Raw genomic sequence first — 18,760 nt, forward strand, 5'->3', positions numbered from 1 at the left:
GAGCAATCGGCTGTTAACCGATCGGTCGTAGGTTCGAGTCCTACTCAAGGAGCCAATTTAATGAAAACACCATTCACGCAAGTGAATGGTGTTTTACCTTATCAGGATACAAAAGTATTATATGAATTTTATTTTAATGAAATTAACTAACTATAAAAAGTCGGATATATTATGTAAGAGGTATAGACATTTCTAAAGTGTTTCTTTATACTATACAATAATGTAATACCAATAGGAGGGTTAAATGTTACAATTAACAGAAGTAGTAAAGATTAGACGCCAAGTTTTATCGAAAATCGCTAAACTTACCTTTGATGGTGAACTCGATAAAGATAATATTGTTGATATTTTAGATAATATTGTTACTGAAGATGGTCCAAGATATCGATGTTGCGTTCATAAAGAACGCGCAGTTTTGAAAGACAGAGTTAGATTTATTATGTCACAGCCTTTGAATATGGGGATAGCTGAAGCGGCTCAACAGGCTTTAGATGGAGAAATTGCTGATATGCCTATTATTAATATTATGCCTGAAGCATGTGATCAGTGTCCCATTGATACCTTTTTTATAACCAATGCGTGCCGTAATTGTGTTGCTCACAATTGTATTGCAAGTTGTCCCCAAAAGGCTATTAGTGTTGTTCAAAATCAAGCTTATATTGATAAAACCAGATGTGTAGAATGTGGTCTATGTAAAAAATCTTGTATGTATGGGGCTATTGTTGAAATCACACGTCCCTGTGAAAGAGCCTGTGATATTGGTGCGATAAAAGCTGATAAGGAACGGCGAGCCGTTATTAATTATGAAAAGTGTGTGCAATGTGGTGGATGTAAAGTAGCATGTCCTTTTGGTGCAATCACGGAACAGAGCTTCATAGTACACATTATTCAAAAGATAAAAGCTGGTAAGCGCGTATATGGGATTTTAGCTCCAGCATTTATTAGTCAATTTGGGGTGAAAGTAAAACCAAGCCAAGTAATAGCTGCAATTAAAGAAGTTGGTTTTTATGATGTTCGAGAGGTTTCTTTTGGTGCAGATATTGTAACCTTAGAAGAAGCAAAAGAATTTACTGGGACAGTTCCTGAAAAACACTCCTTCATGACAACATCCTGTTGTCCAGCTTTTGTAGGAATGGTGGATAAACATTTGCCAGAGTTGAAGGAACATGTATCCACTACTGTATCACCCATGGTGGCGACTGCTAAGGTAATTAAAGATGCTGACCCTGAAGGCGTGATTGTTTTCATAGGTCCATGTCTTGCAAAGAAAGTTGAAGCGCGTAAATATCCTGATCTTATTGATTATGTACTTACCTTTGAAGAAATGGATGGAATATTTTCAGGTGCTGGTATCATACCTGCAGATATTCTTGAAACAGAATTTACCTCAACAGCTTCTCGTGATGGCAATGCATTTGCCAGAGCTGGCGGTGTAGTACAGGCAGTTATTGATGCAGCAGGAAAAATTGCTCCAGATGTGATAGTGAGACCACACCGCGCAGATGGACTACAAAATTGTAAAGACGCATTACTTCAAATGAAGGCTGGAAAGATTGATGCTAATTTCTTTGAAGGTATGGCTTGTAATGGTGGATGTGTTGGGGGACCTGGTATTTTGATTGATACACGTATTGGTAGTAAGATGGTTGATAAATTTGCTGATTCATCAAGTATGATTACTGCATTAGAAAATCAAGAGGCGATTGATAAAAGTAAAAAGAATTTACATTGGCATAATAAGTAGTGTACCAGCTTGCTGGCTTTGATTCTACTCAAAAATAGAGGCTATGAAGTTGATAGCTACTTTACGAAACAAGTATAATTATGCTAAAATTATTCCTGATTCATATTGGTTGAGGGGAGAAATAATTTATGTCAGGACACTCAAAATGGGCTAATATTAAACATAAAAAAGGTAAAATGGACGCATTGCGTGGTAAAGTTACTACTAAGATTGGTCGAGAGCTTACTGTTGCAGCTCGAATGGGTGGAGCTGATCCTACAGGTAATATGCGATTAAAATTAGCATTACAAAAAGCCAAAGAAAATAATATTCCTAAGGATAATATTCAACGTGCCATTCAAAAAGGTCTTGGTTCTTCAGATGGCAGCAATTATGAAGAGTTAGTTTATGAAGGCTATGGTCCTGCTGGTGTTGCTGTTATGGTAGAGGTTATGACTGATAATCGTAATCGTACAGCGGCAGATGTACGTCATCTATTCTCAAAATATAGTGGTAACTTAGGTGAATCAGGTTGTGTGTCGTGGATGTTTGATAAAAAGGGATTATTTATAATTGAAAAAGTGGCAACGATTGATGAGGAAGAGTTAATGATGTTATCACTTGAGGCTGGAGCAGATGATTTTAAAGTAGAAGATAATGAATTTGAAATTACTGTTGAGCCAGATCACTTTTATTCTTTTCAAGAAGTTCTTGAAAAGAATGGTATCAAAACTTCTGTAGCTGAAATTACTATGATACCGCAAACTACCGTAGCTTTAGCTGCTGATGATGCTACTCGAATGATGAAGTTGATGGATGCATTAGAAGAACATGATGATATACAGGAAGTATATGCAAATTTCGATATTCCAGAAGATTTAATGTAAATACTAAAAAGTGTGATATTATCACACTTTTTTTGTATATTTTTCTAAGAATCGGGTAATAATGTTGGCAATATGGAAATGAGGAGTTGCTTCTATTGTTACCATTTGCAAAGATTAATAAAAAGTATGCTTTACTTTGTGTAGCTTTATTATTGGTGATGGGTCTATCAGCATATTATATGGTTTATCGATCTTTTTCTGGTGGAGAGAACCCAATTCTTCTTCAAGAAACTGAGGTTGCTAAACAAGATAGTAAAATTAAAATAACAAAAGACACAGATATCGTACAAAAAATTCTATATTTGAAGTGCAATGAAGAAGAAGTTTTAAAAACGAAACCTACAGAAAATTTAGTAGGACTAAGTATTTATCAAATGCAGAAAATCTATGAAGGATGGGAATTTGAGAAATTTGATACGAATGAGGCGGTTATGAGATTAAAAGTTGATGGTTATTGCCGTGAGCATGCCAATAATATCTTTATCGGAGTAAAAGACAATCATGTTGCTGTTTTTTATGGAAGACCAGGTTATAAGCCAATTGTGAAGGAGATAACTGCCATCCAGGTTAATAAACTCATGCCGCATGATATTGAAGAATTGGAAAAAGGGATGGTGGTACAATCGAAGGAAGAGTTACTACGAACGTTAGAAGGAATGCAGTCAAGATAAGGGGAGGAGATTCCCCTTATCTTTTTTATTGCTCTCATTAGAAAGGAATCAAGCATGACCTTGTCGAATTTACTATAGTTGGCAAGGGAGGCTATATTTATGTTAGCATTAGGGATAGATCCAGGTACAGCAATTTGTGGATATGGAATTGTAAATTTAGAAGGAAGTACGCTTCGAGCGTTAGATTATGGTGCTATTCAAACTAGTCCAAAAATGAATACAGAAGAACGTTTAGTAATTATTCATCATGAAATTGATGTACTTATAAAGAAGTATAAACCTGATGTAGTGGGGGTAGAAATGCTATTCTTTAATAAGAATGTACGAACTGCTATAACAGTATCGCAAGCTAGGGGCGTTCTATTACTAGCAGTAGCTCAAAATTCCACTAAATTAGCAGAATTTACGCCCTTACAGGTAAAACAAGCAGTCGTGGGATATGGCAAGGCTACTAAAGAGCAAGTCATTTATATGACACAGCGTTTGCTAAACTTACCTTCTAAGCCACATCCTGATGATGTAGCAGATGCTTTAGCAATTGCGATTTGTACTACCCATTGTAGTAATATGAGACCGGAGTTAGTTTGTAATAGCCTAGTAGACTCAAATAAGACTAATCGCGCTTCTTTAAAAAAACGTCTAGGTATAAAATGTAATTCAGAAAATAAAGTGTGGGGAAATAAAGTATGATTGGTTATGTACGTGGAACTGTATCACATTTAGCAGTAGATCATTGTTTTATTGATGTTCAAGGTATTGGATATCGAGTCTTTATAGCACAATCTACTCGTCAAAAAATTACAATTGCTGCAGTAGTGTCTTTATTTACTTATATGTATGTGCGTGAAGATGCATTGATGTTATATGGTTTTTATACTCAAGATGAGTATGATTTGTTTCTGCAGCTGACGTCGATTTCAGGCATTGGCCCTAAAGTAGCCATGGGAATTTTATCGGCAATTGATCCACAACAATTTCGTCTAGCGATAAGCCAAAAAAACATAGGAATTTTAACTAAATTACCGGGAGTTGGCAAAAAAACTGCTGAAAGAGTTATTCTTGAATTGAAAGATAAGATCGGACTAATTACTGAGAACGATTTAAATGAAGATTATATTTCTGGCGTATCAGTATCAACTGGCGATGTGATTGAGGAAGCATTACAAGCGTTATTGGCGTTAGGATATAATCAAAATGAAATAATGCCCGTTCTAAAAAAAATAGAAAAGAATGGTCATTCGGTGGAGGAGCTCTTAAAGCTAGCACTCAGGGAATTTATGGGAGGTAATAGATAATTGTGGAAGAACGAATTATCGCTGGTAATGAACAGGATGCTGATACGTGGGAATATAGTCTTAGACCACGCCGTTTAAATGAATACATCGGTCAAGATAAAGTTAAAAACAATCTTTCAATATTTGTACAGGCTGCCCTTTCCCGAGAGGAAGCATTAGATCATGTTTTACTATATGGGCCACCTGGCTTAGGAAAAACTACGTTGGCAGCTATTATAGCTAATGAGTTAGGTGTAAATTTCCGTGTAACATCTGGTCCAGCGATTGAAAGAGCAGGAGATTTGGCAGCATTGCTTACAAACCTAGGGGAGAAAGATGTTTTATTTATTGATGAAATCCATCGATTATCAAGACATGTTGAAGAAGTCTTATATTCTGCTATGGAAGACTATGCTTTAGACATTATTATTGGCAAAGGACCTAGCGCTAGGTCCATTCGATTAGATTTGGCACCTTTTACGTTGATTGGCGCAACGACTCGTGCGGGGGCGTTAGCTTCTCCTTTGCGTGATCGGTTTGGTGTAATTTCAAGGCTTGAATATTATCAACCTGATGAATTAGCTTGTATTGTGAATCGTACTGCAGAAGTACTAAATGTAGAAATTGAAACTGGTGGAGCTTATGAAATTGCAAAGCGGTCTAGAGGAACGCCACGAATTGCAAATCGTTTACTAAAAAGGGTAAGAGATTATGCTCAAGTTGCTGGAAATGGAATCATTACTGACGTTACAGCTGATAAAGCATTGGCAATGTTAGAAGTAGATAAATGTGGACTTGATAAAACAGACCGTAATATGCTGTTAGCAATCATACAGAATTTTAAAGGTGGTCCAGTAGGTCTTGATACGTTAGCTGCTATCATTAGTGAGGAAAATGATACTATTGAAGATGTATATGAACCTTTCTTGCTACAAATGGGTTTTTTGCAGCGAACTCCTCGAGGGAGAGTTGCTACACAGAAAGCATATGAGCATTTAGGTATAGTATATAAGACAGATGAACAAGGTAATTTATTATAAGCTGAAAGGAGTGCTATTTTGAATTGTAAATTTATTACAATTTTATTGGGATTCTTATCTTGTATGCTCTTTTTGGTAGGTACTGTGTACGCAGCACAAGCTTCAGAGAGTAATATTCGAGTCGGTATTTGGTCAAATCAGCGTAATATTTTAGTTTCAGCAGATGTTGACTATGAAATAGTCAATGTTGATAAAAATCAAACATTGGGGCGATTCTCTGCTAATGAAAAAGCGACAATTGCTTATAATGGGAATGGATTTATCTTGAATGGGAAAAAAATAGATGGTGTTAGACTAAGTCTCTTGAAATTAAAAAAGGATGATGCATATTCTATTGAGGTTAATAAAAAAAAATATAGAGGTGATATTAACATCCATATTACCAATGGGAAGAGTGGAATGACAGTTGTTAATATACTATCGGTTGAGAAATATTTATATGGTGTCATCGCAAAAGAAATATCACCAAGTTGGTCTTTGGAAGCAGTTAAGGCTCAAGCGGTAGCAGCTCGTACGTATGCTTTTTATAGCAGAAATAAACATCAGAGTGATGGTTATGATGTTTGTGCTACAACGGATTGTCAAGTTTATGGCGGCCGTGAAGGGGAAGTCCTTCGGGGTATTAAGGCAGTAGATGATACTGCGGGCCAAGTGATCTTGTATAAAGGCAAGCTTATTCCTGCTTATTTTCATAGCAGCTCTGGTGGTTACACAGAGAATAGTGAAAATATATGGGGAACCTATCTGCCATATTTGCGCGGTGTAGTTGATTATGATCAAGGTTCGCCTCACTACAATTGGGAAAAACAGCTAACTCCTAATGAATTAGGAGAATTATTATCTAAAGCTGGATACAATGTTGGGACTATAAAAGCAATTGGCATTTCTCCCCTTGCTGCTCAGCCGATAGATACTCCTGACCGAGGCGTTTCTGGAAGAGTGAAGATGATACGTTTTATTGGTACGAATGGAAGTATTCAGTTGACTGGTGAAAAGCTGCGTACGATATTGTCTTTGAAGAGTTCTTTGTTTGATGTTCATATCATGCTGCCAGTACAAAAAAGTATTGAATTCGAAATTTCTGATGGTATAGGTAATGTGGGCAATAAAAAAGTTGAAATTAATTTACCGTCGACAAATGAAAAAGGATATTTTACAGATAAAGAAGATATACATCGTATTAGCGGTCGGTCAAATGAGATCATATCAATTTCAGGATTTGGCTGGGGGCACGGTATTGGCTTATCTCAATGGGGAGCCAAGGCTATGGCAGAGAAAGGTCCTCAAGATGACCCTACATATTTTAAAGAGATATTGAAACACTATTATCAAGGTGTTGAGGTTAAAAAGTTACCTAAAGGAGTCTAGTTGCATGTTGTTATCTGAATTTGATTATTTTTTACCAGAAGAGTTAATTGCTCAACATCCTTGCGAGCCTCGTGATCATTCTCGCTTATTAGTGCTAGATAAAAATACAGGTGCCATTTCACACAACTATTTTTTTGATTTGCTACAATACCTAAATGCAGGTGATACTCTTGTTTTTAATGATACCAGAGTAATTCCAGCTCGGTTAATTGGTGCTAAGGCCGAGACCGGTGGTAAAGTAGAAGTTTTCTTATTAAATCGTAAATCAGAAAGTGATTGGGAGGCATTGGTGAAACCAGGCAAGAAGGCTAGGCCTGGTGCGATCATTATCTTTAGTGATCGGTTGTCTTGTGAAATACTCGAATCGACTGATTTTGGCGGTCGTATTGTTCGCTTTAGATATGAAGGTATTTTTGAAGAAATCTTGGACGAGCTGGGAGAAACACCCTTACCTCCTTATATCACAGAGCAATTAGCGGATAAAGAACGATATCAAACTGTATATGCTCGTGAACGGGGATCGGCAGCTGCGCCAACGGCAGGTTTGCATTTTACGACAGATTTAATGAAACGCATAGAAGAAAAGGGAATCCATCTGGCATTTGTGACCCTACATGTTGGTTTAGGCACTTTTCGCCCGGTTAATACCGATAATATTACCGATCATGTAATGCATCGGGAATATTATTCAGTATTGCCTGAGACGGCAGAACTGATAAATAGAACAAAGCAGGAAGGTGGTAGAATTATAGCAGTCGGTACTACAGCAATACGAACATTGGAGACAGCTACGATAAATGGCATATTGGAAGCTAAAAGCGGCTGGACTGAAATTTTTATTTATCCAGGTTATACATTTAAAATAGTTGATGCTGCTGTGACTAACTTTCATTTACCAAAGTCTACCTTGTTAATGTTAGTTAGTGCCTTAGCTGGACAGCAAAAGGTTTTTGCTGCGTATAAGGAAGCCGTTGAGCAAGGGTATAAATTCTTTAGTTTTGGCGATGCCATGTTAATTATATAAAATAAACTTGTTTTACCTTTATTATTTTAAAGTTTGTTTTATGCCACGAAAGTGGCATTGTATTTTTGTGAATTTTTCTATAATAATTTTTTTTGTTAGAATAGGAATCATTTTTAACAGAATCTAGGGGGATTAAAATGTCAGTAACGTACGAATTAGTTAAAAAATGTTCAAAAACAGGAGCGCGAGCAGGACGCTTGCATACACCTCATGGCACCTTTGATACACCTATTTTTATGCCTGTTGGTACGCAAGCGACCGTAAAGGCAATGTCACCTGATGAATTAAAGGATATGGGCGCTGGAATCATCCTAAGTAATACCTATCACTTATATCTAAGACCTGGGCATGAATTAGTGGCAGAAGCCGGCGGTTTACATAAATTTATGAATTGGGATCGAGGAATCTTAACAGATAGTGGTGGGTTTCAAGTCTTTAGTTTAGGGGCATTACGCAAAATTACTGAAGAAGGTGTTGCTTTTCGTTCTCATATTGATGGATCCAAACATTTCTTATCTCCAGAGAAAGCCACTCAGGTGCAAATGGCATTAGGATCTGATATTATTATGGCTTTTGATGAATGTGTGCCATTTCCCGCCGAGCATGATTATGCTCGAGAATCTACGGAACGAACTACGCGCTGGGCTGAGCGGTGTAGACAGACTCACACTAGAGCCGACCAAGCGTTATTTGGTATTGTACAAGGCGGCATGTATAAGGATTTAAGAAGTATGAGTGCCAAAGATTTGGTTTCCTTAGATTTTCCTGGCTATGCTGTGGGTGGCTTAAGTGTTGGTGAACCGAAACCGTTAATGTATGAAATGCTAGAGCATACAGTACCGTTATTGCCTGAAAAAAAGCCTCGTTATTTAATGGGGGTTGGAACGCCCGACTGCTTGGTAGAAGGGGTTATGCATGGTATTGACATGTTTGATTGTGTTTTTCCTACTCGAGTAGCTCGTAATGGTACCGTTATGACCAATTGGGGACGACTTGTTGTTAAGAATGCTGAATATGCAAGGGATTTTAGACCCCTTGATGACAAATGCAGTTGTTACGCTTGCCGGAATTTTTCAAGAGCTTACATTAGGCATTTATTTAAAACCGATGAAATCTTTGGCTTAAGACTTACAACCATTCATAATTTACACTTTCTATTAAACTTTATGAGAGAGATGCGTACAGCTATTTTAGAAGATCGTTTTCTAGATTTCAGGCAAGGGTTCTTGGCACAATATAATCGATAAAGAGGATTTAAGTACTTGATGTGGAATATAATACTAGTAATATAAAAATAAGGGGGGTGAATTATATGCCAGAATTATCGCAAGAGATGATGCAGACATTAGCGGCTTATGGGCCGATTGTTTTGATGGCGCTAGTTTTTTACTTTATATTGTATCGTCCTCAGAAAAAACAACAGCAACAACGTGCAGAAATGTTAAATAACTTAAAAAAAGGTGATCGTGTAATTGCTGCAGGTGGTATGTATGGTACGATTATAGCTTTAGATGCTAAAAAAGTGACTTTAAAAGTTTCAGAAAAAGTTGAAATCGATTTTTTACGCTCGGCAATTCAATCATACCAGAATGATCCTAAAAACGGATAGGAAGTTATGGTTTTCTCTACGTGTACTGGATAATAAGGTAAGGTAGTAATATGAAAATTAGTAGTCATAACAAGACTAATTTACGAACAGAATTATTATTAAGAAGACGTAAACTAGATAAAAATATGATTGCTGCTCAAAGTGATAATATGGCTAAACAATTATTTGCGTGGCCATATTATCAACAAGCGAAGGTTATAATGTTATTTTTGTCTATGTTTGATGAACCACAAATGTCAAAAGTAATTGAGGACTCTTGGTCACAGGGAAAAACGGTTTGTGTACCACATATGAGAAAAGAATTCGGTGTGATGGATGCTGCTGTAATTGAGAATTGGAATGATTTAGTTAAAGGGCGTTTTAATTTATTGGTGCCCGATCCTGCAACTCTTAAGATAATGAATCCAGAGTTAATTGATTTAATAATTGTTCCAGGAGTAGGGTTTGATCATTCTGGTAACCGATTAGGAATGGGTGCTGGATACTATGACCGCTTTATTCCTCAGGCTCCTCAAGCCATATTAATTGGTGCTATATGGTCTTCACACGTTATAGAAAGTATTCCGCATAACGATTATGATAAGCCTGTACATTTTTTGTTGAATGAAGATGAAATTGTAAAGTGTGATATAATTAATGGATAGTGTAGCGATATAGATATCAATATGGAATTTCGGGTGAGATATAGAAATATAACAGTGGCAGAAGGACCACAAAGTGGTATTTCTGCCACTGTTATATTTGTGCAGTCAGAGATTATTTATGTTACTTGCAAAGGACGATAAATGAAATTATCATGTATTTATTAAATGGCATATCTGATAGTGAAAAAGTGCATAATATAAAAAATGAAAACTAAGCTACCCTAATATGGAACAACAATTAAAGAGGACCTAATATACTGTAGTTTTAAATACATTAGCAATATAAAGCACTTTAGGGTAAAGACAGAATAAGTATGTTGTATCATGATTACAACAATAGATGTGCATGAATGGCAGACCTCGAAGGTGACTTAAGTAATGAAATGCTGTTTGATGAATGCTAGAGTATACTGGGGGGAATTCTCATGTCAAAAATAACTGTCGAAGATCTAAAGAAAGATCATGAAATATCTGTATATCTTGCTTGCAGTACAGAGTATCTTGGTCGTCTAGGCTTTACAGAACATGGTAAGCGTCATGCATCAATCATATCCGATCGGGCTTATCATGTGTTAGAAGATTTAGGGTATGAAGAACGAGAATGTCAATTGGCAGCAGTAGCCGGGTATATACATGATATTGGAAATATGATTAATCGCTACAATCATGGCGGTACAGGTGCAGTCATGGCTTATAATGTAGTATCACGATTAGGAATGCCGCCAGAAGAAATTGCTTTAGTTATTTCAGCAATTGGGAATCATGAAGAAGAAAGAGGCAATGCAATTAATCCGGTAGCCGCTGCATTAATCTTAGCAGATAAGTCAGATGTACACCGCAGCAGAGTGACGAATAAGGATTTCGCTACATTTGAAATACATGATAGAGTAAATTACGCTGCTAATAGTAGTAAATTGGTAGTTGACAAACATTTACGCAGAATTGCTTTGGAAATTGTTATTGATACTAATATTTGTCCAGTCATGGAATATTTTGAGATTTTTTTAGCTCGAATGATCATGTGTCGGAGGGCGGCAGATTTTTTAAATTGTCAATTTAGCTTAGTCATTAACAACAACCAGCTGCTATAATTGATATGCTGGCATTACGTTGACATTTTTATGACATAGCAGATATAATTAAACCTGTGGAAAAACTTGACTTTTACTAGGCTTTTAGCTAGGATGAAAAGCTTGGTAATTGTACTTATTTAAATTAGATAAGAAGAGAATGGGGGAGACGTTTTTGAGAGTGGGGAATGTGGCCAAGTTTTTGGTTGTAGTTGCTGTAATTGTACTGGGTTTTAGTTATTTTATTTCACCTTTAACTACTTCAATCAAGCAAGGTCTGGATTTGCAAGGCGGTACACATGTAGTACTAGAAGCTGTTGATACTCCAGAAGCAAAAGTAGATGAAGATGCTGTTCGACGGGTCGTTAAGATTATTGAAAAACGTGTAAATGAAATTGGTTTGACTGAGCCGATTATTCAACGACAAGGCGATAGAAGAATTATTGTAGAGCTACCTGGTATTAAAGAACCAGAAAAAGCAATTGAGATGTTAGGTAAAACAGCATTGCTAGAATTTCAGGACGAAAGTGGCATTACTGTTATGACAGGTAAAGATTTAAAAGATGCTAAGGCTGAAATGGGACAAAATAAAAACAGTGTAGTTGCCTTGGAATTTTCTGATCAAGGTGGTAAGCTTTTTGCTGATCTAACTACTAAGAATGTTGGTAAACATATTAGTATCTTACTTGATAAGCAAGTGCTTACGAGTCCCGTCGTAAATGAGCCGATCCCTAATGGGAAAGCCGTTATTACAGGCAGCCGATCAATTGAAGAAGCGCAGAATTTAGCTATTTTATTAAGGTCAGGCTCACTTCCAGTAAAAGTAGATGTTATGGAAATGAGAACAGTAGGACCGACACTTGGTCAAGATTCTAAGGAAAAGAGTGAGAAAGCATTTAGCATTGGTATTGCTTTAATCGTAATATTTATGCTAGGGTTTTATCGTTTGTCAGGTTTTGTTGCTACGATTGCACTTTTGGTTTATGTGTTACTTTTGGTGGGCTCTTTAAAAATGCTCCAAGCAACTATGACATTGCCAGGTATTGCTGGTATTATTTTGTCCATGGGGGTTGCTGTGGATGCGAATGTATTAATATTTGAAAGATTTAAAGAAGAATATCGCAGTGGTAAAACATTAAGAGCTGCTCTTGATGCTGGTTTTTCAAGAGCTTTCAATACAATCTTAGATTCAAATGTGTCCATTATGATTACTGCTACAGTATTATTTATCCTGGGAACGGGCCCAATCAAAGGCTTTGCTATAACGCTTGGACTTGGAGTAATTCTCAGTATGTTTACGGCAATTACAGTAAGTCGTTATTTACTGAGGATGTTAATGCAGTCCAATGTGACTAAAAATGGCAAATACTTTGGTGCGTAAGGGGTGATTAAAAATGAAATTTGATATTATTGGAAAACGGTATTGGTGGTTTGCATTATCTTTAATTGTCCTAATTCCTGGTTTAATCTCCATGGCATTACAGGGATTTAATTTAGGAATTGATTTTACTGGCGGAACGATTTTGGATTTGAAATTTGCTTCTCCAGTGACAGTCGCTCAAGTTCGTGAAGTGCTGGTTGATCATCGTCTAGAAAATAGTGTAATACAGTTAGTTTCAACGGATCAGGCGGAGACATCAAATAATTTATTTATTAGAACCCATGTTTTGTCTAATGATGAAAGCCAAATATTATTTACAGATATGGAGAAACGTTTAGGAGCATTTGAAGTTCTGCGTAGTGAAAAAGTCGGTGCTGTTATGGGATCTGAGCTAACGCAGCAAGCACTACTCAATTTAGCGGTAGTTTGTGCTTTATTAATTGCTTATATCTCCTATCGTTTTGAGTATAAAATCGCAGTTTCAGCGATTTTAGCTATATTGCATGATGTATTGATTGTCCTAGGTATTTTCTCCTTATTCCACATCGAGATGGATTCATCTTTTGTTGCAGCGATTTTAACCGTTATTGGATATTCAATGAATGAGGCGATTGTTGTTTTTGATCGGATCAGAGAAAATTTAAAAACACATCGTAAGACAGAGTCATTCCAAGATCTAGTTAACCGCAGCATAGGACAAACATTTACACGTACTATTTATACTTTACTGACAGTGTTATTTGCTTGTGGATCATTACATTTCTTTGGTGGCGAGTCAACAAAGAATTTCTCACTAGCAATGTTAATCGGTTTTCTCAGTGGTGCTTACTCAGCTATTTTCAATGCCAGCCCAATTTGGGTTACTTGGAAAGAGTATGATGAACGTAAAAGAGCTGTGTTAAAAACTGGTGGTTCAAAATAGAATAGAGTCGTATTTAAGTAGGTTATTGCCAGGAGATCTTGGCAATAACCTTTTTTATTCACCCTTGGTAAAGCAATCTAATATCATATAAGCACAGAGGTGGTGAATCTATGTGGATGATATTACCAATATGTTGTTTAGCGATATTGCATATTGCAGGGGATCACGTTGCTGTTATACCCGATTTGGCGAGTATATTAGGCAATAAAGAAGTGTATGTTAGTACGTTATATATCTTTATTATATTTGGCTTGCTACTTTCTACTATACTGGTTTGGATCGGTGTTAAGACTGGGGAAGAATTAGTTGTTGTTATGAAAGAGTTATATGGATTGCAGGGAAAAAGAATATTGGCATTTGTGATATTATCTGTATGCATTCCTGCAAGTGCTTTAACAGGTGGTTATTATGCCGCCCAAGTCTTACATATTTTGACGGGTATTTCTCCTCTTGTCGCAAGTTTCATTTGTTTACTATTATTCTCAGTATTAGCGGCTGGCTATGGTCGTTGTTTGTTAATACTATCTAATTATATTGGCTTATTATTAGTTCCCTTGTTGCTCATTTTATTATTTCTTTTTGATTTTAAACTCGATATTGTTATGCCGAGGTTCAGTAGTGTTAATTGGCTGCTTGTTTTAGGGTTATTAGGCTATAATGTTGGCGGAATGTGGTCTATCTTAGTTGTTGAAATGGGAGCATATTTATCACAAAAAGGTTACATAGCCATTTGTTTGATTCTATTGGCAAAGTCTGTTGAGGGCGTATTTACGATACTGATTGCCTATCTAGTATTAGTTGCTAATATTTCTGGTCCATTGGCATTAGCAGGTATTGTTAGTCAAGTAGGCGGCGCTGCTATGGTATTTACTTTTAACATCATTTTATTTTGTACTTTTACCAATACTATGGTTCCAGCTATGCTGGTTAATGCTAGACAAGTTAGTAGTATTATACAAATATCTTTTTTACCTGCGCTAACAGTGGCAGGAATTATTATATATTTAGTAAGTTGCATGCGTTTTACAACGATATTATGGATTATGAGTTATTCAGGTTTCATAATGATAGTATTTATTATTTATACTGCTTATTTAGTACATAAATATAGGGAAAATCAGCAATAATGATAGTAACTATGGTTAGGTGAGAAAGGGATTCATATTGATAGTAAAAAGTAGTATATTATTAATCATGTTTATAGGACAGTTATGTACATTAGCTCCTAATTTCTATGGGACAATCATTATTTTAGCTGCCGCTTGCATTTATGCGTCGATAATTGGATTTAACACATTACCTTCATGGATCATAATTGTATTAGCGTCTTTAGCAATCGTTGCAGAAATTGGGATGAGGGGGCTCAGAAGCTATCTGACACGGGGATATAATGTTTCAAAAACATATAGTGTGAATACTCCTGTATGTAATTTAGCGGGAATTATTGTCGCTGATGCCTTATTGGGTTCCTTAATAGGTCTTACAATATGGGAATTAGTAGTGGGTAAGGCTTTAGTACCCTACGTAGAATGTATCAGCAAAATATTAGTAAGGTTAATGATATTGGCAGTATTACGTTTTATATGCGGGATAATCATGATTACGATTATATGCAAGTACCTACTATACGTATAGGGATATAAGTTTAGAATAAGCAATAAGTCCAAATACCTGTAGTTGAAAATTTGTAAGAAATGGACATGTTAGAAGAGTGTAAAAACCTTTTTTACACTTTTTTTTTGTGAATTTTAAGAGGATTATCATACTTACATCAAGAATATTATAAAGTCGAAGGAAATTTAATACATGAGATCATTGGTAGAATAAATTTCTTTAAGCTAAATACTTGGATTATTTTGCATAATATCCTCATATTGGATATTATGTTCTAGACAAAATGGAGGCTGTATGCCAAAAGTAAAACCGTTATGGCAGGTCATGCCAAAAAATAAGAATCTAAGACAAGAATTAAGTAACACATTGGGAATATCAGATATAATTGCTCAAGTTCTAATTAATCGTGGTATAGTAGATACGGATACTGCTAACGATTTCTTATCTGGCGGAATCGAAAAGCTAGCTGATCCTTATTTGTTAAAAGGTATGGAGAAGGCTGTTGCCCGTATTGCAGAGGCAATCACACATAAACAAAAGATAATTGTATATGGCGACTATGATGTTGATGGTATAACATCAAGTGCACTATTATATAAAGTAATTAAGGAGTTAGGTGGAGCTATTGAGTATTATATACCTGAAAGGCAAAGTGAAGGCTATGGTCTAAATAGTACCGCTCTAGCAACTTTAATTCATTCAGGTACAAACCTTCTGATTACAGTTGATTGTGGTATAAGTGCTGTTGAAGAAGTAAATGCAATTGCACATCAAATGGATATTATTATTACAGATCACCATCAGCCGCCTGAAGTTTTGCCCTTAGCTTACGCCATTATTAATCCCAAGCAAAAAGACTGTCCTTATCCTGAAAAGAACTTAGCTGGAGTTGGCGTAGCATTTAAATTATCCCAAGCGTTATCACGCTACTATTATGGACATGATGATAAATTTTTGAAATACCTTGATATCGTTGCAATTGGTACAGTAGCAGATATTGTTTCCTTAACTAGTGAAAATCGTATTTTAGTAAAGCTAGGCTTAGGTGAAATTGTCCATACTGAGAATATAGGCTTAAAAGAATTAATTGAGGTCTGCAGAGTGGATCCCGATAAGATTGATGCAGGTAAAATTGGCTTTGCAATTGCTCCACGCCTTAACGCTGCTGGTCGCATTAGTAGAGCTGACTATGGTGTTGAGTTGTTAATCACTGATAATACAGAAAGAGCAAGAGAGTTGGCAACTTATTTAGAATGTGAGAATATTCAGCGCCAAACAGTAGAGAAGGATATTCAAGCGGCTGCAGAAGGTGTTGTAAATGAGCTGGATTTGAATATGGCTAGTGTGTTAGTTGTTGTTGGTGAAGACTGGCACCCTGGGGTTATCGGCATTGTAGCATCACGGTTAGTTGAAAAATATTTTCGTCCTGTCTTTATGATTAGTATACGGGACGGGATCGGTAAAGCTTCCTGCCGCAGTATCCCTGCCTTTGATATATATGATGCTTTGAACCAATGTTCTGATATATTGCTTCAATTTGGTGGTCATCGTCAAGCTGCTGGTTTTAGTGTTTTGCCTGAAAAGATTGAGGAATTAAAAACTCGGTTGAATCATATTGCAGATACTAAGCTAACACCAGCTGATTATATACCCGTACTTACAATTGACTCATTACTTTCCTTAAATGAAATAAATAAAGGATTTTTAGAACAATTAGGTTGCCTTGAACCATATGGCATGGGAAATCGCAGCCCAGTCTTTGCGTGTGAGGATATAGAAGTAGAGCAGGTACGAACTCTTGGACAAGAAGCTCGTCATTTAAAACTTAAAGTTAAGCAAAAGAATATTACAAATGATGTCGTTGCTTGGCAGATGGGTGAACTGGCGGAAAAAATACAGATCAAAGAAAAAATAGAGATGGCATTTTTCCCTGAAATCAACGAGTGGCAAGGACAGCAAAAAATTCAATTGCGTGCTTATGATATTCGAAAAAAGGAAATAACAGAAGTGGAAAGGTTATATTCATTATATGGACAAAGGGATCAGCAATTCGGTTGTTTAGAGGATTGTTATGCTGATGAAAGTATAATTAGCCTTGGAAATGATTTGGGCGAGCAGATCCCTTGGGTATTAAAAGATTCTCGAAATATTGATGATAAAATCACATATCTATTAAATTTAATAAAAACACAAGAGAAAATCTTAATTTTCGTCAATACTCCTCAGGCTGCATTCGAACTGGCACAAGGAATACGAAAGTCTTTGTCGAAATATAAAGAGCGAATTGGTTTTTATCATTCAAGATTGGATGAAACCTGGAGGAATAAAGTTGAAGCATGGTTTAAAGAAGATCAATTTACAGTACTATGTACGACTCTATTAGGGAAAAAATATATTGCAATAAATGATATTCGACATATCGTGGTCTATAATGTACCTCTTAATATGCAAAGTTTGATTCAGCAATGTAATTTGGTAGGGCGTAATAAGGCAAATGATATCCATTTGTTATTTAATCAAAAAGATTTAAAGGACAACCTTTCTTTATTGCAAGAACTCAGACCAGAACGTATCGTAATAGGTCAAATCTATTTGGTGCTTAAGAAGCATGCAGAGACTTTTGTAACAGATCTTCAAGTTGTCGAGCTAGTACGAAGCAAGTATCAAACTATTATTTGTGAATCATCCGTTGCGATTGCTATTAAAATACTTGAAGACTTAAAATTAGTAACTCATGAATTATCAGGGAACAAGAGAAAAATAGTGGTCTTGCCTGCTCCAAAAGAAAAGTTAGAGATTGAGCAATCTAAAACGTTTAGAGAAGGCATATTACTAAAAGATGAGTTTGCAAAATTTGCAGAAAAGATAATGAATGTATCAAGTACTGCTCTGCTGCAAGAAATGAAAGGTAATCATGTTTAAGCAGATTAATAAGGATATAATGATTCACGGTTAAAAGGTTAATAATATAAGTTAATTTAGAATATATAGGAGGTTCATTTCATGGATTTTAAAGAAAATATTAGGGTGGTAGCTGATTTTCCAGAAGCGGGTATTCGGTTTAAAGATATTACTACATTGCTGAAAGATGGAAAGCGTTTTCACCAAGCGATAGATGCTTTAACTAAGCCATTTAAAGGGCAAGGTATCGAGTTGGTGGTGGGGCCTGAAGCGCGAGGATTTGTTATTGGCGCTCCCGTTGCCTATGCCTTAGAAGCTGGTTTTGTACCAGTGCGTAAGCCAGGTAAATTACCTGCTGAAACACTAAAGCATGAATATAATTTAGAGTATGGTAAAGACTCTTTGGAAATACATAAAGATGCGATTATTCCAGGTCAAAGTGTATTAATTGTTGATGATCTGCTGGCTACTGGCGGTACGGTACAAGCTACGATTGCTATGGTTGAAGCTTTAGGAGGAGTCGTTGTGGGTCTTGTTTTTCTAATTGAGTTGTCTTATCTTGAAGGACGCAAAAATCTAACAAATTATAATATTATGTCATTGTTGAAATATTAGAAAGAATATAGTGTATT

18 protein-coding genes are annotated in these 18,760 nt (G+C 36.2%); all 18 read left to right on the top strand.

All coding sequences use genetic code 11. The features are described 5' to 3' along the window. Positions 1-244: 244 nt before the first annotated feature. The 18 genes from LMF89_RS20100 (at position 245) to LMF89_RS20185 (ending at position 18,743) form a co-directional block, all read left to right on the top strand. Entirely contained in the window at positions 245-1,744 is a 1,500-nt protein-coding gene (locus LMF89_RS20100) for a 4Fe-4S dicluster domain-containing protein (RefSeq protein WP_229536640.1), read from the top strand. A 128-nt stretch (positions 1,745-1,872) separates the two neighbouring features. Further along, on the top strand, positions 1,873-2,610 hold the full coding sequence (locus LMF89_RS20105; RefSeq protein WP_229536641.1) for a YebC/PmpR family DNA-binding transcriptional regulator: 738 nt from the start codon (positions 1,873-1,875) through the stop codon (positions 2,608-2,610). Positions 2,611-2,705: 95 nt separating this feature from the next. Beyond that, positions 2,706-3,281 carry a BofC C-terminal domain-containing protein gene (locus LMF89_RS20110; RefSeq protein WP_229536642.1) on the top strand — a complete coding sequence of 192 codons (576 nt, stop codon included), beginning with the start codon at positions 2,706-2,708 and terminating at the stop codon, positions 3,279-3,281. Between the two features lie 99 nt (positions 3,282-3,380). Beyond that, a complete protein-coding gene (gene ruvC, locus LMF89_RS20115; RefSeq protein WP_229536643.1) occupies positions 3,381-3,971 on the top strand; it encodes a crossover junction endodeoxyribonuclease RuvC in 591 nt (196 codons plus the stop codon). Next, positions 3,968-4,576: a Holliday junction branch migration protein RuvA gene (ruvA, locus tag LMF89_RS20120; RefSeq protein ID WP_229536644.1), complete on the top strand. Its 609-nt coding sequence runs from the start codon at positions 3,968-3,970 to the stop codon at positions 4,574-4,576. Before ruvC ends, ruvA begins: the two co-directional genes overlap by 4 nt. A 2-nt stretch (positions 4,577-4,578) precedes the next feature. Then, the gene (ruvB, locus tag LMF89_RS20125) at positions 4,579-5,595 is read left to right on the top strand and encodes a Holliday junction branch migration DNA helicase RuvB (RefSeq protein ID WP_007952876.1); all 1,017 of its coding nucleotides are present in this window, start codon (positions 4,579-4,581) and stop codon (positions 5,593-5,595) included. Between the two features lie 18 nt (positions 5,596-5,613). Continuing rightward, positions 5,614-6,963, top strand: a complete 1,350-nt coding sequence (locus LMF89_RS20130) for a SpoIID/LytB domain-containing protein (protein WP_229536645.1) — start codon at positions 5,614-5,616, stop codon at positions 6,961-6,963. A gap of 4 nt (positions 6,964-6,967) precedes the next feature. Then, positions 6,968-7,987 (top strand): tRNA preQ1(34) S-adenosylmethionine ribosyltransferase-isomerase QueA, encoded by a 1,020-nt coding sequence (gene queA, locus LMF89_RS20135; RefSeq protein WP_229536646.1) that lies wholly within the window; start codon positions 6,968-6,970, stop codon positions 7,985-7,987. A gap of 137 nt (positions 7,988-8,124) precedes the next feature. Next, complete coding sequence (gene tgt, locus LMF89_RS20140) at positions 8,125-9,234, top strand: tRNA guanosine(34) transglycosylase Tgt (RefSeq protein ID WP_229536647.1); 1,110 nt, start codon at positions 8,125-8,127, stop codon at positions 9,232-9,234. 65 nt (positions 9,235-9,299) lie between these two features. After that, positions 9,300-9,596: a preprotein translocase subunit YajC gene (gene yajC / locus LMF89_RS20145; protein WP_007933979.1), complete on the top strand. Its 297-nt coding sequence runs from the start codon at positions 9,300-9,302 to the stop codon at positions 9,594-9,596. Positions 9,597-9,646: 50 nt separating this feature from the next. Beyond that, positions 9,647-10,240 (top strand): 5-formyltetrahydrofolate cyclo-ligase, encoded by a 594-nt coding sequence (locus LMF89_RS20150; RefSeq protein ID WP_229536648.1) that lies wholly within the window; start codon positions 9,647-9,649, stop codon positions 10,238-10,240. Between the two features lie 425 nt (positions 10,241-10,665). Then, positions 10,666-11,331 (top strand): HD domain-containing protein, encoded by a 666-nt coding sequence (locus LMF89_RS20155; RefSeq protein ID WP_007952864.1) that lies wholly within the window; start codon positions 10,666-10,668, stop codon positions 11,329-11,331. Between the two features lie 154 nt (positions 11,332-11,485). Next, a complete protein-coding gene (gene secD, locus LMF89_RS20160) occupies positions 11,486-12,691 on the top strand; it encodes a protein translocase subunit SecD (RefSeq protein WP_007952863.1) in 1,206 nt (401 codons plus the stop codon). A gap of 13 nt (positions 12,692-12,704) precedes the next feature. Further along, positions 12,705-13,613 carry a protein translocase subunit SecF gene (secF, locus tag LMF89_RS20165; protein WP_007952862.1) on the top strand — a complete coding sequence of 303 codons (909 nt, stop codon included), beginning with the start codon at positions 12,705-12,707 and terminating at the stop codon, positions 13,611-13,613. A gap of 110 nt (positions 13,614-13,723) precedes the next feature. Further along, positions 13,724-14,740, top strand: a complete 1,017-nt coding sequence (locus LMF89_RS20170; RefSeq protein WP_229536649.1) for a hypothetical protein — start codon at positions 13,724-13,726, stop codon at positions 14,738-14,740. A gap of 37 nt (positions 14,741-14,777) precedes the next feature. Then, positions 14,778-15,248, top strand: coding sequence for a DUF456 family protein (locus tag LMF89_RS20175; RefSeq protein WP_229536650.1), 471 nt, complete (start codon positions 14,778-14,780; stop codon positions 15,246-15,248). 273 nt (positions 15,249-15,521) lie between these two features. After that, complete coding sequence (gene recJ, locus LMF89_RS20180; protein ID WP_229536651.1) at positions 15,522-18,149, top strand: single-stranded-DNA-specific exonuclease RecJ; 2,628 nt, start codon at positions 15,522-15,524, stop codon at positions 18,147-18,149. A gap of 81 nt (positions 18,150-18,230) precedes the next feature. Beyond that, entirely contained in the window at positions 18,231-18,743 is a 513-nt protein-coding gene (locus LMF89_RS20185) for an adenine phosphoribosyltransferase (protein WP_229536652.1), read from the top strand. The last annotated feature ends 17 nt before the right edge of the window (positions 18,744-18,760 follow it).

It is taken from the genome of Pelosinus baikalensis (assembly GCF_020819555.1).
In the GTDB taxonomy this organism is placed as follows: Bacteria; Bacillota; Negativicutes; order DSM-13327; family DSM-13327; genus Pelosinus; species Pelosinus baikalensis.

Coding starts and splice junctions, on each gene's coding strand:
- LMF89_RS20100 (WP_229536640.1), top strand. CDS start 245: ATGTTACAATTAACAGAAGTAGTAAAGATTAGACGCCAAGTTTTATCG.
- LMF89_RS20105 (WP_229536641.1), top strand. CDS start 1,873: ATGTCAGGACACTCAAAATGGGCTAATATTAAACATAAAAAAGGTAAA.
- ruvC (WP_229536643.1), top strand. CDS start 3,381: ATGTTAGCATTAGGGATAGATCCAGGTACAGCAATTTGTGGATATGGA.
- ruvA (WP_229536644.1), top strand. CDS start 3,968: ATGATTGGTTATGTACGTGGAACTGTATCACATTTAGCAGTAGATCAT.
- queA (WP_229536646.1), top strand. CDS start 6,968: ATGTTGTTATCTGAATTTGATTATTTTTTACCAGAAGAGTTAATTGCT.
- tgt (WP_229536647.1), top strand. CDS start 8,125: ATGTCAGTAACGTACGAATTAGTTAAAAAATGTTCAAAAACAGGAGCG.
- yajC (WP_007933979.1), top strand. CDS start 9,300: ATGCCAGAATTATCGCAAGAGATGATGCAGACATTAGCGGCTTATGGG.
- LMF89_RS20150 (WP_229536648.1), top strand. CDS start 9,647: ATGAAAATTAGTAGTCATAACAAGACTAATTTACGAACAGAATTATTA.
- LMF89_RS20155 (WP_007952864.1), top strand. CDS start 10,666: ATGTCAAAAATAACTGTCGAAGATCTAAAGAAAGATCATGAAATATCT.
- secF (WP_007952862.1), top strand. CDS start 12,705: ATGAAATTTGATATTATTGGAAAACGGTATTGGTGGTTTGCATTATCT.
- LMF89_RS20170 (WP_229536649.1), top strand. CDS start 13,724: ATGTGGATGATATTACCAATATGTTGTTTAGCGATATTGCATATTGCA.
- recJ (WP_229536651.1), top strand. CDS start 15,522: ATGCCAAAAGTAAAACCGTTATGGCAGGTCATGCCAAAAAATAAGAAT.
- LMF89_RS20185 (WP_229536652.1), top strand. CDS start 18,231: ATGGATTTTAAAGAAAATATTAGGGTGGTAGCTGATTTTCCAGAAGCG.